Annotated in this window: 22 protein-coding genes and 1 tRNA gene; 9 read left to right on the top strand and 14 right to left on the bottom strand. The window is 74.9% G+C overall.

Features of this window, described 5'->3' with window-relative positions; all coding sequences use genetic code 11:
- Window positions 1-46: 46 nt before the first annotated feature.
- A complete protein-coding gene (locus CNO22_RS15735) occupies window positions 47-1,549 on the bottom strand; it encodes an amino acid permease (protein ID WP_100500261.1) in 1,503 nt (500 codons plus the stop codon).
- A gap of 104 nt (window positions 1,550-1,653) precedes the next feature.
- Between CNO22_RS15735 and corA the strand changes: the two genes are divergently transcribed.
- The gene (gene corA / locus CNO22_RS15730) at window positions 1,654-2,760 is read left to right on the top strand and encodes a magnesium/cobalt transporter CorA (protein ID WP_100500260.1); all 1,107 of its coding nucleotides are present in this window, start codon (window positions 1,654-1,656) and stop codon (window positions 2,758-2,760) included.
- 51 nt (window positions 2,761-2,811) lie between these two features.
- Here corA and CNO22_RS15725 read toward each other — a convergent pair whose 3' ends face one another.
- Complete coding sequence (locus CNO22_RS15725; RefSeq protein ID WP_232807075.1) at window positions 2,812-3,693, bottom strand: DUF559 domain-containing protein; 882 nt, start codon at window positions 3,691-3,693, stop codon at window positions 2,812-2,814.
- Window positions 3,694-3,813: 120 nt separating this feature from the next.
- Complete coding sequence (gene rsmI, locus CNO22_RS15720) at window positions 3,814-4,653, bottom strand: 16S rRNA (cytidine(1402)-2'-O)-methyltransferase (protein WP_100500259.1); 840 nt, start codon at window positions 4,651-4,653, stop codon at window positions 3,814-3,816.
- Between the two features lie 53 nt (window positions 4,654-4,706).
- Between rsmI and CNO22_RS15715 the strand changes: the two genes are divergently transcribed.
- The 3 genes from CNO22_RS15715 to CNO22_RS15705 all read left to right on the top strand — a co-directional run bounded on the left by CNO22_RS15715 (window position 4,707) and on the right by CNO22_RS15705 (window position 8,037).
- Window positions 4,707-6,230: a dolichyl-phosphate-mannose--protein mannosyltransferase gene (locus CNO22_RS15715; protein WP_100500258.1), complete on the top strand. Its 1,524-nt coding sequence runs from the start codon at window positions 4,707-4,709 to the stop codon at window positions 6,228-6,230.
- 16 nt (window positions 6,231-6,246) lie between these two features.
- Entirely contained in the window at window positions 6,247-7,029 is a 783-nt protein-coding gene (locus CNO22_RS15710) for an enoyl-CoA hydratase/isomerase family protein (protein ID WP_100500257.1), read from the top strand.
- 102 nt (window positions 7,030-7,131) lie between these two features.
- Window positions 7,132-8,037, top strand: a complete 906-nt coding sequence (locus CNO22_RS15705; RefSeq protein WP_100500256.1) for a PRC-barrel domain-containing protein — start codon at window positions 7,132-7,134, stop codon at window positions 8,035-8,037.
- A 65-nt stretch (window positions 8,038-8,102) separates the two neighbouring features.
- Here CNO22_RS15705 and CNO22_RS15700 read toward each other — a convergent pair.
- The 5 genes from CNO22_RS15700 to galU form a co-directional block, all read right to left on the bottom strand.
- Window positions 8,103-8,176 (bottom strand) — tRNA-Ala (locus tag CNO22_RS15700).
- Between the two features lie 202 nt (window positions 8,177-8,378).
- The gene (gene sepX / locus CNO22_RS15690) at window positions 8,379-9,092 is read right to left on the bottom strand and encodes a divisome protein SepX/GlpR (protein WP_100500265.1); all 714 of its coding nucleotides are present in this window, start codon (window positions 9,090-9,092) and stop codon (window positions 8,379-8,381) included.
- Window positions 9,093-9,257: 165 nt separating this feature from the next.
- Window positions 9,258-9,878, bottom strand: coding sequence for a GNAT family N-acetyltransferase (locus tag CNO22_RS15685; protein ID WP_100500254.1), 621 nt, complete (start codon window positions 9,876-9,878; stop codon window positions 9,258-9,260).
- 8 nt (window positions 9,879-9,886) lie between these two features.
- Window positions 9,887-11,311, bottom strand: a complete 1,425-nt coding sequence (gene glp / locus CNO22_RS15680) for a molybdotransferase-like divisome protein Glp (RefSeq protein ID WP_232807074.1) — start codon at window positions 11,309-11,311, stop codon at window positions 9,887-9,889.
- Window positions 11,312-11,352: 41 nt separating this feature from the next.
- A complete protein-coding gene (gene galU / locus CNO22_RS15675) occupies window positions 11,353-12,267 on the bottom strand; it encodes a UTP--glucose-1-phosphate uridylyltransferase GalU (protein ID WP_100500253.1) in 915 nt (304 codons plus the stop codon).
- A 167-nt stretch (window positions 12,268-12,434) separates the two neighbouring features.
- Here galU and CNO22_RS15670 point away from each other — a divergent pair, with 167 nt between their 5' ends.
- Window positions 12,435-13,019 carry a 5-formyltetrahydrofolate cyclo-ligase gene (locus tag CNO22_RS15670; protein ID WP_100500252.1) on the top strand — a complete coding sequence of 195 codons (585 nt, stop codon included), beginning with the start codon at window positions 12,435-12,437 and terminating at the stop codon, window positions 13,017-13,019.
- Between the two features lie 7 nt (window positions 13,020-13,026).
- Here the strand turns inward: CNO22_RS15670 and CNO22_RS15665 are convergent, their stop codons facing one another.
- Window positions 13,027-13,758 (bottom strand): FadR/GntR family transcriptional regulator, encoded by a 732-nt coding sequence (locus CNO22_RS15665; RefSeq protein ID WP_198588370.1) that lies wholly within the window; start codon window positions 13,756-13,758, stop codon window positions 13,027-13,029.
- A gap of 121 nt (window positions 13,759-13,879) precedes the next feature.
- Between CNO22_RS15665 and CNO22_RS15660 the strand changes: the two genes are divergently transcribed.
- The 4 genes from CNO22_RS15660 to CNO22_RS27755 all read left to right on the top strand — a co-directional run bounded on the left by CNO22_RS15660 (window position 13,880) and on the right by CNO22_RS27755 (window position 18,207).
- Complete coding sequence (locus CNO22_RS15660; RefSeq protein WP_100500251.1) at window positions 13,880-15,232, top strand: SLC13 family permease; 1,353 nt, start codon at window positions 13,880-13,882, stop codon at window positions 15,230-15,232.
- A gap of 20 nt (window positions 15,233-15,252) precedes the next feature.
- Window positions 15,253-16,431: a CaiB/BaiF CoA transferase family protein gene (locus CNO22_RS15655; RefSeq protein WP_100500250.1), complete on the top strand. Its 1,179-nt coding sequence runs from the start codon at window positions 15,253-15,255 to the stop codon at window positions 16,429-16,431.
- Window positions 16,428-17,945 (top strand): acetyl-CoA carboxylase carboxyltransferase subunit alpha/beta, encoded by a 1,518-nt coding sequence (locus CNO22_RS15650; protein WP_232807073.1) that lies wholly within the window; start codon window positions 16,428-16,430, stop codon window positions 17,943-17,945. Before CNO22_RS15655 ends, CNO22_RS15650 begins: the two co-directional genes overlap by 4 nt.
- A 118-nt stretch (window positions 17,946-18,063) precedes the next feature.
- Window positions 18,064-18,207: a hypothetical protein gene (locus CNO22_RS27755; RefSeq protein WP_157936961.1), complete on the top strand. Its 144-nt coding sequence runs from the start codon at window positions 18,064-18,066 to the stop codon at window positions 18,205-18,207.
- A gap of 66 nt (window positions 18,208-18,273) precedes the next feature.
- Here CNO22_RS27755 and CNO22_RS15645 read toward each other — a convergent pair whose 3' ends face one another.
- The 5 genes from CNO22_RS15645 to CNO22_RS15625 all read right to left on the bottom strand — a co-directional run bounded on the left by CNO22_RS15645 (window position 18,274) and on the right by CNO22_RS15625 (window position 22,815).
- Entirely contained in the window at window positions 18,274-18,765 is a 492-nt protein-coding gene (locus tag CNO22_RS15645) for a MarR family winged helix-turn-helix transcriptional regulator (protein ID WP_100500249.1), read from the bottom strand.
- 45 nt (window positions 18,766-18,810) lie between these two features.
- Entirely contained in the window at window positions 18,811-20,130 is a 1,320-nt protein-coding gene (locus CNO22_RS15640) for a PP2C family protein-serine/threonine phosphatase (protein ID WP_100500248.1), read from the bottom strand.
- Window positions 20,131-20,271: 141 nt separating this feature from the next.
- Window positions 20,272-20,739 (bottom strand): nuclear transport factor 2 family protein, encoded by a 468-nt coding sequence (locus tag CNO22_RS15635; protein ID WP_100500247.1) that lies wholly within the window; start codon window positions 20,737-20,739, stop codon window positions 20,272-20,274.
- 247 nt (window positions 20,740-20,986) lie between these two features.
- Window positions 20,987-21,385, bottom strand: coding sequence for a MerR family transcriptional regulator (locus tag CNO22_RS15630; protein ID WP_100500246.1), 399 nt, complete (start codon window positions 21,383-21,385; stop codon window positions 20,987-20,989).
- A 5-nt stretch (window positions 21,386-21,390) separates the two neighbouring features.
- A complete protein-coding gene (locus CNO22_RS15625; protein WP_100500245.1) occupies window positions 21,391-22,815 on the bottom strand; it encodes a SulP family inorganic anion transporter in 1,425 nt (474 codons plus the stop codon).
- Between the last annotated feature and the right edge of the window lie 27 nt (window positions 22,816-22,842).

The following is a 22,842-nucleotide window of genomic DNA, read 5'->3' as shown; positions in this document are numbered from 1 at the left end:
AGATGTGTATAGGGGACAGCCGGGGGGCCTCACCCCTCCGAGGGGGTCAGCGGCGGGCGATGTTGTCGGAAGCCGACATCCGCACCCCGGTGGCCATCCGGCTACGGCGGCGGCCGTAGACGAAGTACATCCCGATGCCGAGCGCCATCCAGACGATGAACCGCAGCCAGGTGTCGACGGGCAGGTTGGACATCAGCCACAGGGAGGCGAGCGCCGAGACGATCGGCAGGACCGGGACCCACGGCACGCGGAAGGTGCGGTGCAGGTCCGGGCGGGTGCGCCGCAGCACCCAGACGCCGATCGACACGAGGAAGAAGGCGAAGAGCGTGCCGATGTTCACCAGCTCGGCGAGCGCGGTGAGCGGGACGAACCCGGCGAGCAGCGCGACCACGACGCCGGTGGCGATGGTGATGCGGTACGGGGTGCCGTACCGGGGGTGGACCTTCGCCAGGGCCGGCGGCAGCAGGTGGTCGCGGCTCATCGCGAACAGCACCCGGGACTGACCGAGCATCAGGATCATCACCACCGAGGTGAGCCCGGCCAGCGCGCCCAGCGAGATGATGCTCGAGAAGACCGGCATCCCGTTGGCCGAGAACGCCCCCGCGAGGGGCGCGGTCGCGCTCAGCTCGGTGTAGTTCTGCATCCCCACGACCACCAGCGAGACCGCCACGTACAGCGCGGTGCAGATCGCCAGCGAGCCGAGGATCCCGCGGGGCATGTCCCGCTCGGGGTCGCGGGTCTCCTCCGCGGCGGTGGCCACGATGTCGAAGCCGATGAAGGCGAAGAACACGATCGCGGCGCCGGCGAGCACGCCGCCCCAGCCGAACGTGCCGGGGCTGAAGCCGGTGAGCACCGAGATCAGTGGCGTGTGCAGCCAGCTGTCCTCCCCCGCCGCCGCGGGCTGGGCCGGCGGGACGAACGGCGTGTAGTTCGCGGCCCTGGTGTAGAAGAAGCCGACCACGATCACCAGCAGGACGACGACCAGCTTGATCGCCACGATGATGGCGGTGACCCGGGACGAGAGCTTGATGCCGAGGATCAGCACGCCGGTCATCGCCAGGGCGATGAGGATCGCCGGGATGTTGACCGTCGCCGTCTCCCCCGCGATCGACGACGGCAGCGGCGTGCCGATGTCGTCGAGCAGCTGGTTGAGGTAGCCGGACCAGCCGACGGAGACCGTCGCGGCGCCCAGGGCCAGCTCGAGGACGAGGTCCCAGCCGATGATCCAGGCGACGAACTCACCGAAGGTGGCGTAGGAGAACGTGTACGCCGACCCGGCGACCGGCACGGTGGAGGCGAACTCGGCGTAGCAGAGGGCGGCCAGCCCGCACACCACGCCGGCGATGACGAAGGAGATCGCCACGGCGGGGCCGGCCTGGTCCCGGGCGACGATGCCCGTGAGCACGAAGATCCCGGTGCCGATGATGACGCCGACGCCGAAGACCGTGAGGTCCAGGCCCGACAGGTTCTTCTTGAGCCGGTGCTCCGGCTCGTCGGTGTCCCGGATGGAGTCCTCGACGGACTTCACCCGACGGGTGTTGACGGCCACGACGCCCCGTCCTCTCGGCAGATCCGGTCCCAGCGAGCGTGGCACGGGCGCCGCCGGGCCGCATGCCTACGCTGTCCCGTCGGCCCGGTCGGAGAGGAGTGCGGATGCCCGGCACGGAGGTCCCCCGCGGCGCGAGCCGCGAGCTGTCGACGGTGCCCCCGTCGACCCGCCCGCGGCCGGAGGGCCGGCCGCGCACGACGCCGTCCCGGCCGGACGGCGTCGGCCCGGTCGTCGACTGCGCCGTCTACGTCGACGGACGCCGCGAGTCCCCGGTCGAGCCGCACGAGGCGCTGCGGGCGGCCGTCGACGGGGGCGGCTTCGTCTGGCTCGGGCTCTACGCGCCCACCGAGGAGGAGCTCGGCGACATCGCCGCGCACTACGGGCTGCACCCGCTGGCCGTGGAGGACGCCGTGTACGCCCACCAGCGGCCCAAGCTGGAGCGCTACGACGACGTCCTGTTCATGGTGCTGACCACCGCCCGGTACGTGGAGCACGACCGGCTGACCGCGACCAGCGAGGTCGTGGACACCGGCGAGGTGATGGTCTTCGTCGGACCGCACTACGTGATCACCGTGCGGCACGGCGAGCACGGCGGCCTGGCCGACCTGCGCCGCGGTCTGGAGTCGCAGCCGGACCTGCTGTGCCACGGCCCCGCGTCGGTGCTCTACGCCGTCGCCGACAGCGTGGTCGACGCCTTCGTCGACGTCGCCACCGCGGTCGAGGAGGACGTCGAGGAGCTCGAGGCCTCGGTGTTCAGTCCCGAACGCACCGACGACATCGGCCGGCTCTACCAGCTCAAGCGGGAGCTGCTGTCGCTGCGCCGGGCGGTCTCACCGCTGGAGGTGCCGCTGGAGAAGCTGGCCGAGCGGCAGATCGACGTCGTCCCGGAGGCGATGCGCTCGTACTTCCGCGACGTCGAGGACCACGCCATCCGGGTCCGCGACCAGGTCGCCGCGCTGGACGAGCTGCTGACCTCGATCCTGCAGGCGTCGCTGGCGCGCACCTCGCAGGCCGACAACGAGGACATGCGCAAGATCAGCGCGTGGGCCGGCATCATCGCCGTCCCCACGGCGATCGCCGGGATCTACGGGATGAACTTCGAGTACATGCCGGAGCTGCGCTGGCGCTACGGCTACTTCGTGGTGCTGCTGGTGATCGTGTCCGCGTGCGTGCTGCTCTACCGCGGCTTCAAACGCAACGGCTGGCTCTGACGCGCCCTCGCTGTGCGCTCGGTGTGGTCTCCCGCCGACCGGAGACCACACTCAGCGCACGATGGCCAGGGCCGCAGCGATGCGCCGCACCAGCTCGTCGGGCCGGTGCAGGTCGGCGGCGGTCACGAACACCACCCGCCAGCCGGCCGCCTGCAGCCGGTTGAGCCGCTGCCGGTCGCGCGCGAACTGTCCGGGCTCGGCGTGCCAGACCCCGTCGTACTCGACGGCCACCTTCTGCTCTGGCCACGCGAAGTCGACCCGGGCGACGAACCCACGCGCATCGCGCACCACGTACTGGGCGATCGGTGCCGGTAGCCCGCCCCGTGCCGTCAGCAGACGCACGCGGGTCTCCTGTGGCGACTCGGCCAGCCCGTCGGCGAGCCGGCAGACCTCGCGGGCCCGGGCCGCGCCCGGACCGCGGGCCGTAGCGGCGAGGCCACGCAGCGGCCCGAGGTCGACGACCCCTGATGCGACGAGCCGGTCCACCGCGACGACGGCGTCGTCCCCCGGCAGAGCCGCAGCGATGCGGACCGCCGTCGCCTCTGGCGTCGTCACGGCCACCCCACGACGGCGGGTGACCCATCCGGGAGGCAAGCGGCTCCGGCGTACGTGCAGCCCTGGCACGCGCACCGGGTGGTGTCCGGGTGGCACGGTCAGCTCGACGTCGGCTGCGGCGTCGACGAGGCCCACATCCCACAGCACCGCAGCGCTGCACCCCGTCACCACGGAGCCGGGCACGAGGAGCGAGGTCGCCGCACGAGCGCGGAGGGCGTGTGTGACCGCGACGTCGCGGTGCACGTAGAGGTCCGGCCACACCCTCCGCCAGGCCGGGCCACGGAGTTGGTTGCGGGTGAGGAGTCCGCGCCCGATGACCACCGAGGCCCGGAAGACCCTCCCGCGGAGCACGTCGGGCACGGAGGGCGGCACGGGCACCGGCGCACCGTGCCCGAACCGGTGCCGGACCCCGTGACTCGTCGTCCACAGCCGCACCGGTGTGCACGGATGGTGCTCTCCCGCTGGCGCGAGATCACCGGATGCGCACACCGGTGGCGGTCAGGAGTCCTTGGCGGCGACGACGGCGTCGTAGACGGTGCGGCGCGGCTGCCCGGTACGGACGACGACGGCGCGGATCGCGTCCTTGCGGGTGGCGCCCGCCGCCTCCTCCGCGGCGACCTCGGCCGCCAGTTCGGCCGGCGACAGCGACACCGGGGCCGCGGGAGCGCCGCCGACGACCAGGGTGATCTCCCCGCGCACGCCGTCGGCGGCCCACGCGGCCAGCTCGCCCAACGCCCCCCGGCGGACCTCCTCGTGGGTCTTGGTCAGCTCGCGGCAGACGGCGGCGGGCCGGTCGCTCCCGAACGCGGCCGCGGCGTCGGCCAGCGCGTCGGCCAGCCGGTGCGGCGACTCGAAGAAGACCATCGTGCGGCGCTCGTCGACCAGCCCGGTCAGCCGCGACCGCCGCTCCCCCGCCTTGCGCGGCAGGAAGCCCTCGAAGCAGAACCGGTCGACCGGCAGGCCCGACACCGCCAGCGCCGTCGTCACCGCCGACGGCCCGGGCACCGAGGTCACCTCGACGCCGGCGTCGATCGCGGCACGCACCAGTGTGTAGCCGGGGTCGGAGACCGACGGCATCCCGGCGTCGGTGAGCAGCAGCACGGTGCGCCCCTCGGCCAGCGCGGACATCAGCCCGGGCAGCTGGGAGCGCTCCACCGACTCGTGGAAGGTCACCACCCGGCCCGACAGCTGCACCTCGAGGTCGGCGGCCAGGCGGTGCAGGCGGCGGGTGTCCTCGACGGCGAGCACGTCCGCGGTCGCCATCGCGGTGCGCAGCCGCGGGCCGACGTCCCCGGGCTGTCCCAGTGGCGCTCCACCGAGCACGAGCCGTCCGACCATGCCCCGAGCCTGTCACGACCGGCCGGCCCAGGTCGCACACCTACCCTGGCCGCATGGCGGTGCTGGCTCCCGAGCGCACGGACCGGGAGCCCGGCGACCTCCCGGCGGCCCGGACGCGCCGTCGCCCGTTCCCCCGGCCGCGGCGCGACACGACCCCGCCGCTGCCCGCCGATCGCCGGACCGCCTGGGTGCTCACCGCGCTGCTGGGCCTGTTCGCCCTCGGGATCCGGCTGTGGGGCATCGGCTACCCGGGGGACCTGCTGTTCGACGAGGCCTACTACCCGCCCGAGGCGCGCGAGTTGCTCGAGTGGGGCCACGAGTACAACCGCGGCTACACGTTCATCGTCCACCCGCCGCTGGGCAAGTGGCTGATCGCCAGTGGCATCGGGCTGTTCGGCTACGACTCCTTCGGCTGGCGGTTCCCCTCCGCGGTCGCCGGGAGCATCGCCGTCGTCGTCCTCATCCGGCTGGCCCGGCGGCTCACCGGCTCGACGCTGCTCGGCCTGGTCGCCGGCCTGCTGCTCGCGCTCGACGGCCTGGCCTTCACCCTCTCCCGGATCGGCCTGCTCGACGTGTTCCTGCAGGTCTTCGTCGTCTCCGCGGTGGCCTGCCTGGTCGTCGACCGCGACCGGGTCCGGGCCCGCATCAGAGCGGGCACGACGACGGCGACCGGCTTCGCGCTCGGCCCGCGCGGCTGGCGGCTGGCCGCCGGGTTCCTGTTCGGCTGCGCCTGCGCGGTGAAGTGGAGCGGGGTGTACTTCCTCGCCGCCTTCGCGGTGCTGAGCCTGTTCTGGGACCGCGCCGCGTGGCGCGAGGCCGGCGTCCCCCGCCCGACCGTCACCGCCGCACGGCGCGGCCTGCCCGGGGCGCTGTGGGCGCTGGCCGCCGTCCCGGTGCTGACCTACCTCGCCAGCTTCACCGGCTGGTTCCTCGGCGAGACCTCGCAGGGCAAGGCGTGGGCGCAGCAGAACCCGGAGACGGCGTTCCCATGGGTCCCCGACGCGCTGCGCTCGCTGTGGCACCAGCACGCCGAGTGGCTGGCCTTCCACAACGGCCTGTCCACGCCGCACCCGTGGGAGTCCGGGCCGTGGAGCTGGCTGGTCAACGGCCGGCCGATCCTGCTGTGGAACCCGCAGGGCCTCACCGACGCGGCCGGGGACCCGGTCATCCGCTACATCCTCATGGTCGGGACGCCGACGCTCTGGTTCGCCTTCGCGCCGGCCCTGGTGTGGCTCGCCTGGCGGCTGGTCGCCCGCCGGGACCCGGCCGCGCTCACCGTCGCCGTCGCGATCGCCGCGGGCTGGGGCACCTGGTTCCTCAACCCCGAGCGCACGATGTTCGTCTTCTACACGGCTCCCCTGCTGCCGTTCTTCGTCCTGGCCGTGGTCCTGGCGCTGCAGGACGTGCTGGGCCGCCCCGGCGCCCCGCGGCTGCGCCGGCAGGTCGGCCTCGGCGTCGTGGCGCTCTACGTCGGCGTGGTCGCGGCCACCTTCGTCTTCTTCCTGCCCGTGCTCACCGGTGAGCCGCTGACCCGCGGGGAGTGGCTCGACCGGATGTGGTTCCCGTCGTGGTTCTGACCCTCGGAGGCCCTCGATGACCGATCGACCCGTGCGCACCGCGGTGGACGGCGACGTCTGGCGGGTCACCCTCGACTCGCCGGGCACCGGCAACGCCGTCGACCCGGCCATGGCCGCGGCACTCGGCCGGGCCCTGCGCACCCGACCACCGGACACCCGGGCGGTGCTGCTGCTGGCCGAGGGCGAGCGCTTCTGCGTCGGCGGCGACGTGCGCGGCTTCGCCGCGGCCGACGACCCGGGCGCGGCGGTGGGCCGGCTGGCCGCCGACTGGCACGAGGTCGTGCGGGCACTGCTGGCCGCTCCCGTGCCCGTGGTCGCCGGCGTGCACGGCGCGGTCGCGGGGGCGGGCGTCGGGCTGATGGGCGCCTGCGACGTCGTGGTCTGCGCCCGCTCGACCCGGATCCGGCCCGCCTACGGCGCCATCGGCTTCTCCCCCGACGGCGGCACCTCCTGGACCCTGGCGCACGCCCTCGGCCCGGCCCGCGCCCTGGACCTCGTGCTGACCAACGGCACGCTCGACGCCGCGGAGGCACACGCCTGCGGCCTGGTCGCCCGGGTGGTGGCGGACGACGACCTGCGGGACGCCGCCGTCGCGCTCGCGCACACGCTGGTGGCCGGGCCGGTGCGGGCGATGGTGCGCACCCGGGCGCTGGTCCGCGGCGCCGCCGTGCGCACGCTGGAGGAGCACCTGAACGACGAGGCGCGGCTGATCGCCGAGTCGGCGGGCGATCCCGAGGGGCGCGAGGGCGTGCGGGCGTTCGTCGAGAAGCGGCCGCCGGACTTCCGCGGCGCCCGCTGACCAGATCCGGCAGCCAGGTTGCGTCCGGGCGGGCCGGGTAGCCCCCGTCCGGAGCGGGCCGGGACATCCGGCCCCCGGCAGCACCGGCACGAGGAGGCGGCCATGGGCCTGCCAGCACGCGACGAGGCCAGCGAGTGGGTCGGCTGGACCGTCGTCGACCGCGACGGGACCGAGCTCGGCGCCGTCACCGCCGTCCTCGCCGACGAGTCCACCGGCCGGCCGGAGTGGGTGTACGTCGAGGTCGAGGGCGCGAGCGCCGTCGTCCCCGCGCTCGACGCCGACGGCGCGGAGGGCCGGGTGACCGTCGCGGTGACCCGCGCCCAGGTCACCGCAGCGCCGTCGGTCGGCGGCGCGCGCGAGCTGTCCACGGCTCAGGAGGCCGACCTCTACCGGCACTACGGCATCGCGGCGTCCAGCCAGACCTCGGAGACCCTGCTGCCCGCGGCGGCTGAGACCGGCGCTGCGGCAGGGACCGGCGCCCCCGCCGACACCACCCCGGCAGCCGACACCATCCCGGCAGCCGACACCGCCTCGGCACCGGACACCGCGGGGTCGACCGGCCGCGGGACGGTGGCGGCCGCGGTCGCCCTCGCCGCGGTGGCGGGCGTCGGCGTGGTCCGCGCCCGCGCCCGCGCCCGGCGCCCCGTCGTCCGGCAGTCCTGGTCTCAGCGCCTGTGGGCTCGCCGTCCGTGGGCGCCACGGCCGCCGTCCCGCGCCGACCTGGCCGCCGCACAGGTCCGCGCCGTGTCCGCGGCGACGGCCGAGGGCGCCCGCCACCTCGGCCGCACGGCCGCGCCGCTCGCGGTGGCCGCCGCCGAGTCGGCCCGGCACTGGGCGGTGCGGGCCGGGGAGGAGGTCCGGCACCTCGGCCGCACGGCCGCCCCGCTCGTCCTCGCCGCGGCCGAGTCCGCGCGGCACCGGGCGGTGCTCGGCGCCGAGGAACTCCGTCACCTGGGCGCCGTGGCCTCGCAGGCGGCGGTCGCCGCCGTGGCGCGGGCCCGCAGCTGACCCGACGCGCACAGCAGAGAGCCCCGCGCCGGGCAGACCGGGCGGGGCTCTTGCGGGTGTCGGGGTGGAGCTGAGGGGATTCGAACCCCTGACCCCCTCGATGCGAACGAGGTGCGCTACCGGACTGCGCTACAGCCCCTGACGGAGACGAGCGTACCGTCCGCCTCCGCCGGCGCCGCCACCGGGTTGGCCCTCCTGCAGGGCCCCGCCGCGGCCCCGTCCCGGGTCGGCCCCGTCCAGAGGCTCGCCGCGAGCCTGCGAGCGGCGAGGAGGACGGGGTCCTTCTACGAAGGGTGGGGAGGACGGGGTCCTTCCATGGTGGGGGGCAGGAGGGTCCTCTCTCAGCCGTTGGCGACCCGGCGCGGCTGGTAGACGTCGATGTCGGCGAAGCCGATGTCGTCGTCGTCCAGGCCCACGACCGCGCTGTTCTGCCAGCCGGCCGGGGCCGCGGCGCGGGCGGCCACGACCCGGCCCGGGCGCAGCGGGTGCACCGGCGCCAGCGGCAGGCTCGGGTGCGGCAGGCCGACGGTGGAGTGCACCGGCGCGGCCGGCTCCTCCTCGGCGGGCGCCGGGCGGGGTGCGGGCACCGGGCGCGCGGCGGGACGGGCGTCCGGCCGGCGGACGGAGCGCCCGGCGGCCCGGGCAGCGCGGCGGGCGGCCAGCCGCTCGCGGCGGGCGGCGGCCCGCAGCACCATCAGGTAGGCGACGACCGCGAGGTCGAGCACGCCCTGCGCGATCCACAGCCACGGCGTCCAGACCAGCGCGCCGACCAGCGCCAGCAGCGTGAGGGCCACCAGGCCGGCCAGCGTGCGGCGGCGGACGGCGTGGACGTCGACCCGCAGCTCGCCGGAGGTCAGCAGCGCGGCTCGGTCGATGGAGACCCGCTCGGTCTCCGCGAATACCGCGGGGTCGACCGTCCGGCGCCGCTGCAGCGTGCGGCCGGCGTCGGCCCCCGTGGAGCCGGCCGCCGAGGAGTCACCGCGGGTCACCACCATGGGCACCAGCACGACGAACCACAGCACGACCAGAGCGGCCAGCAGCACACCCGAACCCATCCTGAACACCACCCGTCACATGCGTCACCTGCCGGGCGAAGTTACGGCCTGCACTCCTCCGTTGGAGGGAGGCGCGCGGCGTGTCCGGGAGTGTCGTGTGACTGGAGTGTCCTGCTGGGGTCCCGGATCGGCGTGTCGACACGGGGACACCCCGCCGTCCGCCGGTCAGCGTGGTAGGCGGGACCGCCACCGCGCGACCGCGCCACCGGGCACGTCCTCGGCCAGCAGCGCGAACGTGTCGTGGTCGCGCCAGTCGCCGTCGATGTCGAGGTACCGGCGCAGCAGGCCCTCGTGACGGAACCCCAGCCGGTGCACCAGCCCCCGGCTGGGCCCGTTCTCGGGACGGATGTCGGCCTGCAGCCGGTGCAGCCGCGCGGGCCCGAAGGCGTGGTCGCACACCAGGGCCACGGCCAGCGAGGCCATCCCCCGGCCGGCGACGGTGCGGTCGATCCAGTAGCCGAGGTTGCCCGAGCGCAGCGCGCCGCGGACGACGTTGTCGATGGTCACCTGACCGGCCAGTCGGCCCTCGACGCGGATGACGAACGGCAGGGACAGGCCCATCGCGGCCCGGCGCAGCACCGCCCGCCGCATCATCCGGTACGCGCCGGGCGTGTGCCGCGCGGCCCACGGCCCGGCGGCGGTCGGCTCCCATGGCGCCAGCCACGCCTCGTTGGCCAGCCGGACCCGGCTCCACTCCTCGGCGTCCCGCCGGCGCGGCGGGTGCAGCTCGACCGGCCCCCAGGCCAGGTGCGCGGGCCACCCGGGCCGCAGGGAGGGGTCGACCACGGCGTCGCTCAGCCGCCGAGCAGCAGCGGCATGACCGTGACCAGCCCGCCGGCAGCCACCTCGGTGACGTCCTCGTCGACGACGATCAGGCAGTTCGCCCGCGCCATCCGCGCCAGCATCGCCTCCCCGCCGTCGCCACCGCCGTCCCCCAGGGGCTCGACGACGTAGCCGCCGTCGGGGTGGCGCATGACCTGGCCGTGCAGGTACTGCCGGTAGCCCAGCGGGGAGAGGAGCCGCTCGGCGGCGATCGCCTGCACGGTGCGGCGGAACAGCTGGCGCTTGCCGAGCATCATCCGGATCGCCGGGCGCACGAACACCTCGAAGCCGACCAGTGCCGCGACCGGCTCGCCGGGCACGCAGATGACCGGGACGGAGTCCCGACCCAGCCGGCCGAAGGCCTGCACGGGTCCGGGGTGCATCGTCACCTGCGAGAACTGCATGGGCCCGAGCGCGCCGAGCGCCTCCTGCACCGGGTCGCCGTCGCTGGCGAAGGTGCCGGCGATCAGCACCAGGTCGCTGCGCAGCAGCTGGCTCTCCAGCACCTCGGACAGCCGGCGCGGGTCGGCCGGGAGGATGCCCCACCGGTAGGCCTCGGCGCCGGCGTCGCGCGCCGCGGCCGCCAGCGCGTAGCTGTTGACGTCGACGACCTGGCCGGGGCCGGGCGGCGTGGTGATGTCGACGAGCTCGCTGCCCGCGGAGAGGACCGCGACCCGGGGCCGGGGCCGCACCTGCACCCGGTCGCGGCCCACGGCGGCGAGCAGGCTGATCTGGGCCGGGCCGATGGGAGTGCCGACCTGCACCGCGGTGGTGCCCGGCGCGACGTCGTCCCCCGCGCGGCGCACGTAGCTGCCGGCGAGCGGGCCGGCGTGCACGGCGACGGTGGCCATGCCGCCGTCGGTCCACACCACCGGGACGACGACGTCCGCGCCGGCCGGCAGCATCGCGCCGGCCGCCACCTTCTGCGCCATCCCGGGGCCGATCGACGCCGGGCCGCTCGGGCCGGCGACGGTCTCCCCCACCACCGACAGGCGCGCCGGCTCGGCGGGGGTGGCGCCCTCGACGTCCAGGGCGCGGGCGGCGTAGCCGTCGAGCGCGGCCTGGTCGAACGCCGGCAGCGCGCGCTGGCTGACGACCTCCTCGGCGCACAGGAGGCCCTGCGCGTCGAGCACGGCCAGCTCGATCGGGTCCGGCTGCGGCACCGCCGAGAGGATCTCGTCGAGGTGCTGCTCGACCCCGCGCGGCGCGGCCGGCTCGGCCGAGGCGAGCGGTGGTGGCACGGCGCCGCGGTCGATCGCCGTCGTCTCGTGCACGGCCGCGCCGTCGACGGCGGGCGACGGCGCGGGGACGTCGCGCACCGGGGTGCCGGAGCGCAGGTCCAGCGCCGTGGTGTCCCGGTACCCCGGGACCGTCCCGTCCCTGCCGTCCTCGGTCATGCCCACCACGGGGATCGATGCTCCCCCCTGAGGGCCTCCGCTCAGGCCTGCGACGCGCCCGCAGCGGGCAGGTCGGCCACGAACTCGGCCAGCCAGGCACGGAATCCGGGACCGAGGTCCTCCCGCTCGGCGGCCAGCTGGACGACGGCCTTGAGGTAGTCCAGCCGGTCACCGGTGTCGTAGCGGCGGCCGGAGAAGACCACGCCGTGCACCGGCTCACCGCGCTCGACGAGGGTGGCCAGGGCGTCGGTCAGCTGGATCTCCCCGCCGCGGCCGGGCGCGGTCTCGCGCAGCACGTCGAACACCTCGGGGGCCAGCACATAGCGGCCGATGATCGCCAGGCTGCTGGGTGCCTCGTCGACCGGCGGCTTCTCGACCAGGCCGGTGATCGCCACGACGTCGGTGCCACCGGGCTCGACGGCGACCGCGCCGTACTTGTCGATGTTCTCCCGGCCGACGTCGAGCAGCGCCACGACCGAGCCGCCGTGCTCGGCCTGCACCTGCAGCATCTGCTCGAGCAGGTGGTCGCGGGCGTCGATGATGTCGTCGCCGAGCAGGACGGCGAACGGCTCGTCGCCGACGAACGCGGCGGCCTGCAGCACCGCGTGGCCGAGACCGCGCGCCTCGCCCTGCCGCACGAAGTGCACCTGGGCGACCTCCGTGGAGGCGTGGACGGCGGCCAGCCGGGCGGCGTCGCCCTTCTTCTCCAGGGCGGTCTCGAGCTCGGGCTGGCGGTCGAAGAAGTCCTCGATCGCGGCCTTGTTGCGGCCGGTCACCATGAGCACCTCGCCGAGTCCCGCGCGGGCGGCCTCCTCGACGATGTACTGGAGCGCGGGCCGGTCGACGACCGGCAGCAGCTCCTTGGGCACCGCCTTGGTGGCCGGCAGGAAACGGGTCCCCATCCCGGCGACGGGGATGACGGCCTTCCGCGTCGGGCGGGTGCTCGGAGTCGGCATGCGCGCGAGCCTAGTGACCCACCTCCGGCGCCCCCGCGTGGTGCCGTCGGGACACCTCGGCCGGGGAAGGGCTCGCCGTCGGCGACACGCGCGCGGACACGCCGTCCACGTCGCCCGTGCGCGGGCGGTCGGACCGGGACCGCAGGCGGGGTGGCTAGCCTTCGGCGGTGACCCCCGCGGACGACGTGACCGAGTCCAAGGTCGCGCTCCGCGCCCGGTTCCTGGCCCGCCGCGAGGCCCGCCCGGCCGAGGAGCGCGCCGCCGCCAGCGCGGCGGTCGCGACCGCCCTGCTGCGCGGACTGGCCGGCACCCGCACGCTGGCCGCCTTCGTGCCCGACCCCACCGAGCCCGGCGCGGGCCGGCTGCCGGCGGCCTTCACCCAGCTCCGCTCGCGGGTGCTGCTCCCGGTGGTCCCGTCCGAGGGCAGCGAGCTCACCTGGGCGGTCGACACCGGCCGGCTGGCCCCGGGCCGCTTCGGGCTGCTGGAGCCGGTCGGACCGCGGCTGGGACCGACCGCGATCGGCGCGGCCGAGGTCGTCGTCGTCCCCGCGCTCGCGGTCGATCGGAGCGGGGTGCGCCTGGGCCGCGGCGCCGGCTACTACGACCGGGCGCTGCAGCACGTGCGGCCCGACGCGCGGCTGGTGGCGCTGGTCTTCGACGACGAGCTGGTCGACGCGCTGCCGGTCGAGCCGCACGACCAGCGCGTCACCGCGGTGGTCACCCCCTCGGGCGGCTGGCTCGACCTGGCCTGAGCCGGCCTCAGTCCCCGTCGTCGGCAAGCAGCGGGACGTCGGAGACCAGGTCGATGTGCGCGGTCATCGCGGCCGCGGCCGCCGGTGCGTCCCCGGCCCGGATGGCCTCGGCGATCGCGCGGTGACCGGCGAGGCTGCGCGACGGTCGACCCTCCTGGGACAGCGACTGGATCCGGCTCTCCCGCACCACGTCGGCGATCTCGGCCATCAGCCGGCCGAGCAGCGGCGAGTGCGCGGCCGCCGTCACCGCCGCGTGGAACCGCTCGTCCCCGCTCACCGCGCGCCCGCCACCCCGGACGTCCTCGGCCATCGCGTCCAGGGCGGCGTCGATCGCGGCGAGGTCGGCGTCGCTGCGGCGGCGCGCGGCCAGGGCCGCCAGCCGCACCTCGAGCGCCTGCCGCGCCTCGATGACGTCGCCCAGGTCGTCGCGGCGCGCGCGCAGCGCCGCCAGCACCGCCTCGGTGCGGGGCGCGGCGAGCAGCACCGTGCCGTCGCCGTGGCGCACCGACACCACGCCGGTGACCTCCAGCGCCACCAGCGCCTGGGCCAAGGTCGCGCGGCTGACACCGAGACGGGCGGCGAGCTCGCGCTCGGCGGGCAACCGGTCGCCCGGACCGAGGCCGCTGGCGTGGGCCCAGGAGATCAGCTGCTGGACGACCTGCTCGTACAGCCGCGGGGACCGGCGGAGCGGCTGCAGGCCGCCGGGAGCCGCGGCGGCGGGATCACCGGGCGCGGACACGGGTTCCCTCACTGCATGCTGTCGGCGTGGCGCATGACACAGTGTCCCCCACGTCAGTGGCTAGGCCACTGAGCCACCGCCCCGGGTGTCCCCCAGCCCTCCGACGCCGTAGGAGCTCCTCGTGTCACCGGAGATCGTCACCATCCTGGCGCTCGTCGTGATCTTCGCGATCGCGACGTTCCTGCCCATCAACATGGGTGCGCTCGCGTTCGTCGCCGCCTTCGTCGTCGGCACGCTGTCGGTGGGCCTGACGACCGACGACATCCTCGGCGGCTTCCCCGCTGAGCTGGTGCTGACCCTGATCGGGGTCACGTACCTGTTCGCGATCGCGCAGAACAACGGCACCGTCGACCTGCTCGTGAGAGGCGCGGTCCGGCTGGTCGGCGGCCACGTCGCCGCCATCCCGTGGGTGATGTTCTTCGTCACCGCGCTCCTGACGGCGATCGGCGCCCTCTCCCCCGCCGCGGTGGCGATCATCGCGCCGATCGCGCTCGGCTTCGCCGCCCGGCACGGGATCAACCCGCTGCTGATGGGCATGATGGTCATCCACGGCGCCCAGGGCGGGGGCTTCTCCCCGATCAGCGTCTACGGCGTCACGGTCAACGAGATCGTCGAGACCGAGGGGCTGCCCAACAGCGCCGTCGCGGTGTTCCTCGGCAGCCTGTTCTTCAACCTGGCGATCGCGGCGGTCCTGTTCGTCCTCTTCGGCGGGCGTCAGCTCCTCGGCCGCAAGGTCTCGGCCGCCCCGGCGGCGGAGGAGGTCCACGCCGAGCACGGCCACGGACGCGGGCCCACGGTCCGCGGTCACGGCGCGGCGCCCGGTCCCGCCGTGGGCGGGGACGACGACCACGAGGACCACCCCGACCGGCCGCAGCCGATCACCTTCGAGCAGGTCCTCACGCTCGTCGGCCTGGTCGTGCTGGCGGTCCTGGCGCTCGTCTTCAAGCTGGACATCGGCTTCGTCGCCATCACCGTCGCCGTCGTCCTCGCACTGTTCTCCGCCCAGCGGCACAAGGGCGCGGTCAGCCAGATCAGCTGGTCCACCGTGCTGCTGATCGCCGGCGTGCTCACCTTCGTGTTCGTGCTCCAGGAGGCCGGGACCATCGACTTCGTCGGCGCGGCGGTCACCGGCCTCGGCGTCCCGTTGGTCGTGGCCCTGCTGCTGGCCTACATCGGTGGCGTGGTGTCGGCCTTCGCCTCGTCGACGGCGATCATCGGCGTCGCCATCTCGCTCGCGGTGCCGTTCCTCCTCGCCGGCGAGATCGGCGCGGTGGGCGTGATCGTGGCGCTCTCGGTCGCCTCGACGATCGTCGACGTCAGCCCGTTCTCCACCAACGGCGCGCTGGTCCTGGCGGCCGCGCAGGACGTCGACAAGGACCGCTTCTACAAGCAGATCCTGGGCTACGCGACGATCGTCGTCGTCGTGGGGCCCCTGCTCGCCTGGCTCGTGTTCGTCGTGCCGGGCTGGCTGTAGACCACGGAAGGAGAGGCACCGTGACCGGACCGCTGGACGGCGTCCTCGTCGTCGACCTGACCCGCGCCCTCGCCGGGCCGCACGCCGGGATGATGCTCGGCGACCTCGGCGCCCGCGTCATCAAGGTGGAGAACCCCGGCAGCGGGGACGACACCCGCGGCTGGGGCCCGCCCTTCCTCCACCCGGAGGGCGCCGAGCGGGAGTCGACGTACTTCCTCTCGACCAACCGCAACAAGGAGTCGGTCACCCTCGACCTCAAGGACGACGGCGACAAGGAACTGTTGCGCGAGCTCGTCCGCCGCGCCGACGTGCTGCTGGAGAACTTCCGTCCCGGCACGCTGGACCGCCTCAGCTTCGGCACCGACGTGCTCGAGCAGCTCAACCCGCGGCTGGTCACGCTCTCGATCAGCGGCTTCGGTCACGACGGCCCGGAGGGCGGGCGGGCCGGCTACGACCAGATCGCGCAGGGCGAGGGCGGGCTGATGTCGCTGACCGGCTCCGGCCCGGACGACCCGCAGCGGGTCGGCGTCCCGATCGCCGACCTGCTGGCCGGCATGTACGGCGCCTACGGGGTGCTCGCCGCGCTCCACGAGCGGCAGCGCACCGGGCGCGGCCAGGTCGTGCGCACCTCCCTGCTGGCGGCCATCGTCGGCGTGCACGCCTTCCAGGGCACCCGGTGGACCGTCGCGGGCGAGGTCGGCCGCGCCCAGGGCAACCACCACCCCTCGATCGCGCCCTACGGCCTGTTCCACTGCAAGGGCGGCAGCGTCCAGCTCTCCTGCGGGTCGGAGGGCCTCTGGCGGCGGCTGTGCACCGAGTTCGGCCTGGACGCCGACGCCCCGGGCCTGGCCACCAACGGCGAGCGCGTCGCCCACCGGGACCAGGTGGTCGAGCTGCTGGAGCGGGCCTTCGTCGACCTGACCCCCGAGGAGCTGCTCGCCCGCCTCGCGGGAGCCGGCATCCCGGCGGGCAAGGTGCGCACCCTCGACGAGGTCTACACGTGGGACCAGACCCTGTCGCAGGGCCTCCTGGTCGACGTCGAGCACGAGACGCTCGGCCGGCTGCAGCTGCCCGGGCCGCCGCTGCGCTTCTTCGCGCCCGGTCCGGACGGCGAGTCCGAGACCACCCGCCGCGACCACGCCGCGCCGCCGGTGCTGGGTTCCTCGAACGAGGCGATCCGCGCCTGGCTGTCCTCGTGACGGCACTGGACGCCCGTGCGCTGCGGGACCTCGTCCTCGACCCCGGCTCCTGGCAGAGCTGGGACGCCCCGATCACGATCGGCGACGTCCCGGAGTCCTACGCCGCCGAGCTGGCCCGGGCGGCGGAGCGCACGCGGCAGGACGAGTCGGTCATCACCGGCGAGGGCCGGCTGCGCGGACGACGGGTCGCGGTGATCGCCGGCGAGTTCGGCTTCCTCGCCGGCTCCATCGGCGTGGCCGCCGCCGACCGGCTCATCGCCGCGGTCGAGCGGGCCACCGAGGAGGGGCTGCCGTTGCTGGCCGCGCCGGTGTCCGGCGGCACCCGGATGCAGGAGGGCACCGTCGCCTTCCTGCAGATGATCGGGATCACCGCGGCCATCGCCCGTCACAAGGAGGCCGGGCTGCCCTACCTGGTCTACCTGCGGCACCCCACGTTCGGCGGCGTCCTCGCCTCGTGGGGGTCACTGGGTCACGTGACCATCGCCGAGCCCGGGGCCTCGATCGGCTTCCTCGGCCCGAGGGTCTACCAGGCGCTCTACGGCGAGCCGTTCCCCGAGGGTGTGCAGACCGCCGAGCACCTCGCCGAGCACGGGCTCATCGACGCCGTCGTCCCGCACGAGGAGATCGCCGAGGTCGCCGACCGGGCGCTGCGGGTGCTCGCCGCCCGGCAGACCTGGCACCGGGACGTCGCCGACGCCGAGCGGCCCACCTCGGAGGACGGCACCGACGCCGACGACCCGGAGGACGGACGCAGCGCGTGGGAGGTCGTCACCGCCTCCCGCCGCGAGGACCGGCCCGGCGTGCGGCGACTGCTGCGGACGGCGGCCACCGACGTCGTCGGCCTGTCCGGCACCGGCGCCGGCGAGAAGGACCCCGGACTGCTGCTGGCCCTGGCGCGCTTCGGCGGGGCGCCGTGCGTCGTCCTCGGTCAGGACCGGCGCGGGCAGTCGCTGTCGGCGCCGCTCGGGCCGGCCGCGCTGCGCGAGGCGCGGCGCGGGATGCGGCTGGCCGCCGAGCTGCGGCTGCCGCTGGTCACCCTGATCGACACCCCCGGCGCGGCGCTGTCGAAGGAGGCCGAGGAGGGCGGGCTGGCCGCGGAGATCGCCCGCTGCCTGCAGGACCTGGTGATGCTGCGGGCGCCGACGCTCGCGGTGCTGCTCGGCCAGGGCACCGGCGGCGGCGCGCTCGCGCTCGCGCCGGCCGACCGGGTGCTGGCCGCGGCCAACGGCTGGCTGGGCCCGCTGCCGCCGGAGGGCGCCTCGGCGATCGTGCACCGCACCGTCGACCGGGCCGGCGAGATGGCCGCCCACCAGGGGGTGCGGGCCACCGACCTGTGGCGGGCCGGGATCGTCGACCGCGTCGTCCCCGAGCGGCCCGACGCCGCCGACGAGCCGGTGGCGTTCTGCCAGCGGCTGGGCCGGGTGCTGGGCGAGGAGCTGGCCAACCTGCTCGGGCGGGACGACGGCGAGCGCTTCCGCACCCGCCTGCACCGCTACCGCCACCTCGGCCGCTGAGGTCCGCCGATGATCAGCTGAGCTGATCATCGCGGGTCCTGGCTCATCCCCGGTGCTGAGCCAGGACCCGCGACGGTGAGCCAGGACGTCGGCCGGGTGCGTCGCCACCCACTTGCCCGTGCTGGCCGCACTGCCCGGCGCGCGGCTGCTCGTGGTGGGTCCGTGGGGGCTGCGGGAGGCCCGGTCGGCCGACCTGGAGCCCACCGCGAGCCGGCGGCAGTTCCTCGACGACCCGGCGTCCTTCCTGCGTCACCTGGGCTGACGGTCACTCCGCCAGACCCAGGCCCGGGCGCGACGCGAGGCGCCGTCCGCGGCTTCGCCGCGGCGGTCAGCCGGCGTCGGCCCCCGTGCGGAGGCGCAGCCGGTGGTCGGGGTCGAGCTGCTCGAGCACCGCCTGCAGCGCGTCACCGAGGGCGCGGGTCTGCTCGTCGGTGAGCGGGTCGAACAGCGCCGCGCGGACGGCCTCGACGTGACCGGGCGCGACCGAGCGGACGACGTCCCACCCGGCGTCGGTGAGGACGGCGACGTTGCCCCGCCCGTCCTCGGCGGAGCGCTCGCGGCGCACCCAGCCGTGCTCCTCCAGCCGGGCGACGGTGTGCGAGAGCCGGCTCTGCGACTGGTTGGCGCGGCGGGCAAGGTCGCTCATCCGCAGGCTGCGCCCAGGCGCCTCGGACAGCATGGCCAGGACGACGTAGGCGGCGTGGCTGAGGCCGGCGTCGCGCTGGAGTTGGGCGTCGAGCACCCGCGGGAGCAGCTCGGCGACGCTCAACCACGTCCGCCAGGTCCGCTGCTGCTCTTCGTCGAGCCACCGCTGCGCCACATCCGGAACCGTACTGGTGCGCGACACGCCGAGGCCCCTTGGAGGTCAGCCCTCGACGCGGATGGCGAGGGCCGCGATGTCGTCCTCGCGGTCGTAGCGGACCGGGGCCAGCACGCGGTCGAGGAGCGCGTCGACCGGCAGGTCCTGCAGCCCGCTCAGCGTGCCGACGAGGGCGGCGAGGCCGGCGTCGATGTCCTGATCGGTGCTGCGGCGCTCGATCAGGCCGTCGGTGTAGAGCAGCAGCGTGCTCCCCGCGGGCAGGTCCGCCGCGTGGTCCCGGCGCGGCCGGGCCGGGTCGATGCCGACGAGCATGTCCGGCGGGGTGCGCAGCTCGTCCACCACGCCGTCGGGGCGCAGCAGCAGGGGCGGCGGGTGGCCGGCGTTCGTCCAGCGCAGCCGCCGTGAGCCGTCGGGCTGCGTGGGCTCGATGCGGGCCAGGATGATCGAGGCGATGGCGGCCACGGGCAGCCGGACCATCGCCCGGTCCAGGCGGTGCATCGTGTCGGAGGGGACCTCGCCGCGGTCGACGGCGTAGCCGCGGAGCAGGGTGCGCAGCTGGCTCATGTCCGCAGCGGCGGCGATGTCGTGGCCGACGGTGTCGCCGATCGCCAGCACCGTCACGTCGTCCACGGTGCAGAAGCCGTCGAACCAGTCACCGCCGACCCGGTGGTTGCTGTGTGCGGGCAGGTAGCGGCCGGCCAGCTGCAGCCCGTCGGGCTCGGGCAGCTGCGGCAGCATCGCCCGCTGCAGCGTCTCGGCGACGCTGCTGCGCTCCTCCAGCAGCTGCTGGGTGCGCCGCCACTCGCGGGCGGCGACGTCGGCGGCCTGCGCGGCGCGCGCGGTCATGATCCGCAGCTGCAGCTCCGAGGAGCAGGCGCCGGCCAGGTCGGTGAGCACCGCCAGGTCGGTGTCGGTCCAGTGCCGCGGCTGCGAGTCGATGGCGCACAGCGACCCGATCACCCGTCCGTCGGCGTCGACCAGGGGCATCCCCACGTAGGCGACGACGTGCAGGTCGGGGACGGCGGGGTTGTGCCGGACGAGGGGGTGGCGCCGCGCGTCCTCGATGACCAGCGGCTCGGCCGAGGCGACCACGTGCCGGCAGAACGAGTGGCTCAGCGGGGTGCGGCGCCGGCTCTGGTACGGCTCGGGCAGCCCGGCGGCGCCGGGGAAGACCTGCTCCTCGGCGCTCACGAGCGTCACCAGCGCGACGGGGACCGACAGCTGGTGGCGGACCAGCCGGACGAACCGCTCGAACGCCTCGTCCGACGCGGCCGGCAGCAGCGTGCCAACCGGCAGCGGGGACGGCGCCGACGACGGCCCGTCCGAGGACGACGCGGCGGGGGCGGGGCTCATCGGGAGGGTCACGGGTGCCTCCCGCCTGTGAACGCGCCCGGCCACGACCGGTGGGGTCGCGACTCCGTTGCGCCGTCCCAGCCTAGCCAAAGGGGACGCGCGCGGGCTCGGGGGCCGACGTCCTGAGCTGGGGGGACGCGCGCCGCACCGGGGTCATCGGAGCGGGATCTCGTGTCCCGGACCGCGCTCGTCGTCCCCCCGTGGGCCGTGCCACCGGCGGTCGGCCTCGACGATGGGGACGTCGTTGATGCTGGCCTCGCGCCGGCGCATCAGGCCGCGCTCGTCGAACTCCCAGAGCTCGTTGCCGTAGCTGCGGAACCACTGCCCCTCGGCGTCGTGCCACTCGTACTGGAAGCGGACGGCGATGCGGTCGCCGGTGAAGCCCCACAGGCTCTTGCGCAGCACGTAGTCGAGCTCGCGCGCCCACTTGCGGGTCAGGAAGTCGACGATCTCCGCCCGGCCGGTGAGGAACTCGTCGCGGTTCCGCCAGATCGAGTCCTCGGTGTAGGCCAGGCTCACGCGGTGCGGGTCGCGGGTGTTCCAGGCGTCCTCGGCGGCCTGCACCTTGGCGAGCGCGCTGTCGCGGTCGAACGGCGGGAACGGTGGGCGCGACTCGGTCACGGTGACCCTCTCTGCTCGGGGGCGGCCTCCGGATCCTGCCCCGTCCGGCGGCCGGTCGCCCGCCGGCGTTCGCGGCACCTCCTCCGGGTGAACGGGTCCACCGGTGGGCCCACGCCGCCGGCGCAGCAACCGGTGCACCACCTGCTCCAGCGCACCGGGCGGGTGGGCGGTGAGGAGGACACGGCCGCTCGCGGCCGTCAGGTGGCCACGCGGAGGGACCGCCTGCGCGGAGGACCGAGGCGCGCGGTCACCACACCCGGCCCCTGCCGTGGAGGTGCGCGGCGAGGGTGTCGGCGAACCCCTCGGCGACGGCGAGCTGTTCGCGCAGCGCGGTCACGCGGGCGGTGGCGGCCTCGTGGAACATCCGCAGCCGGTCCAGCAGCGCCTCCCGGTCCTCGCCGGCGTGCGCGAGGTCGGTGAGCAGGGTGAGCAGCTGCTGCATCTCCTCCAGCCGGAAACCCAGCGGCTTCATCCGCTTGATCACCTCGAGGCGGGCGACGTCGTCGTCGCTGTAGAGCCGGAACCCGCCCTCGCTGCGCGCGGTGGGGACGACCAGCCCGTTCTCCTCGTAGAAGCGGATGGTGCGCAGGCTCAACCCGGTGCGCTCGGCCACCTGGCCGATCTGCAGGAGCCCTGTGCGCCTCATCGGCGTCAGTGTGCCCCGGCGAGCTGGCCGGTGTGCCGCTCGTAGCGGTCGGCGGAGTGCCCGGTGAGGCCGACGATGTCGACGGTCTTGCCGCGCTTCTCGTACTTGTGGGTGATCGCGTCCAGGACCGCGACGGTGGAGGCGTCCCACACGTGCGCGTTCGACAGGTCGATGACCACGTGGTCGGGGTCGCCGGCGTAGTCGAACTGGGTGTAGAGGTCGTTGCTGGAGGCGAAGAACAGCGCGCCGTGCACGGAGTACACCCGGGTGCCGCCGTCGGGGTCGGTGACGCCGGTGACCTCGGCCAGGTGCGCGACCCGGCGGGCGAACAGGACACAGGCGGCCAGCACTCCGGCACCGACCCCGATCGCGAGGTTGTGGGTGATCAGCGTGCCGGCGACCGTGGTGAGCATCACGATCGTCTCGCTCTTCGGCATCCGGTGGATGGTCCGCAGGCTGTGCCAGTCGAACGTCGCGACCGAGACGAAGACCATCACCGCCACCAGCGCGGCCATCGGGATGATGGCGACGACGTCGCCGAGGGCGACGACCAGGACCAGCAGGAGCGCGCCGGCGAGGAAGGTCGACAGCCGGGTGCGGGCGCCGGACCTCACGTTGATCATGGTCTGGCCGATCATCGCGCAGCCGCCCATGCCGCCGAAGAGGCCGGAGGCGACGTTCGCGACTCCCTGGCCCCAGGACTCCCGCGTCTTGTCGGAGTGGGTGTCGGTGAGGTCGTCGACGAGCTTGGCCGTCATCAGCGACTCCATGAGCCCGACGAACGCGACGCCGAGGGCGTAGGGCGCGATGACGGTCAGCGTCTCGAGGGTCAGGGGGATGTCCGGAAGTGCGAGGAACGGGAGGCTGTCGGGCAGTTCGCCCTGGTCACCCACGTTCGGGATGGCGAAGCCGGCGGCGACGGTGAGGCCGGTGAGCACGATGATCGACACCAGTGGCGCGGGGACGACCGTGGTGAGCCTGGGCAGGGCGAAGATGATCGCCAGGCCGGCCGCGACCAGCGGGTAGACCAGCCACGGCACGTCGATCAGGTGCGGCAGCTGCGCGGTGAAGATGAGGATCGCCAGCGCGTTGACGAAACCGACCATGACGCTGCGCGGGATGAACCGCATCAGTCGGGCGACACCGGCTGCGGCCAGCAGGACCTGGAAGACGCCGCCCAGGACGACCGCGGCCAGCAGGTACTCCAGGCCGTACTCACGGGCGAGCGGGGCCACGACCAGGGCGATGGCGCCGGTCGCAGCGGTGATCATGGCCGGGCGGCCACCGGTGAAGGCGATGACCACGGCCATCACGAACGACGAGAACAACCCGACCCGGGGGTCGACGCCGGCGAGGATGGAGAAGCTGATCGCCTCGGGGATGAGCGCCAGTGCGACGACCAGGCCGGCCAGGACCTCGGTGCGGGCCACCGTCGGAGCGGTCTCTTATACACATTT

This window comes from Geodermatophilus chilensis, from assembly GCF_002802985.1.
In the GTDB taxonomy this organism is placed as follows: domain Bacteria; phylum Actinomycetota; class Actinomycetes; order Mycobacteriales; family Geodermatophilaceae; genus Geodermatophilus; species Geodermatophilus chilensis.
The sequence above is the reverse complement of the archived record's forward strand: the minus strand, read 5'-3'. Positions and strand labels throughout refer to the sequence as shown.

Bases quoted from the DNA above. Each gene is read 5' to 3' on its own strand.
- CNO22_RS15710 (WP_100500257.1), top strand. From the start codon at position 6,247: ATGACCGATCGACCCGTGCGCACCGCGGTGGACGGCGACGTCTGGCGG.
- sepX (WP_100500265.1), bottom strand. From the start codon at position 9,092: ATGGGTTCGGGTGTGCTGCTGGCCGCTCTGGTCGTGCTGTGGTTCGTC.
- CNO22_RS15715 (WP_100500258.1), top strand. From the start codon at position 4,707: ATGGCGGTGCTGGCTCCCGAGCGCACGGACCGGGAGCCCGGCGACCTC.
- galU (WP_100500253.1), bottom strand. From the start codon at position 12,267: ATGCCGACTCCGAGCACCCGCCCGACGCGGAAGGCCGTCATCCCCGTC.
- CNO22_RS15705 (WP_100500256.1), top strand. From the start codon at position 7,132: ATGGGCCTGCCAGCACGCGACGAGGCCAGCGAGTGGGTCGGCTGGACC.
- glp (WP_232807074.1), bottom strand. From the start codon at position 11,311: ATGACCGAGGACGGCAGGGACGGGACGGTCCCGGGGTACCGGGACACC.
- rsmI (WP_100500259.1), bottom strand. From the start codon at position 4,653: ATGGTCGGACGGCTCGTGCTCGGTGGAGCGCCACTGGGACAGCCCGGG.
- corA (WP_100500260.1), top strand. From the start codon at position 1,654: ATGCCCGGCACGGAGGTCCCCCGCGGCGCGAGCCGCGAGCTGTCGACG.
- CNO22_RS15630 (WP_100500246.1), bottom strand. From the start codon at position 21,385: ATGAGGCGCACAGGGCTCCTGCAGATCGGCCAGGTGGCCGAGCGCACC.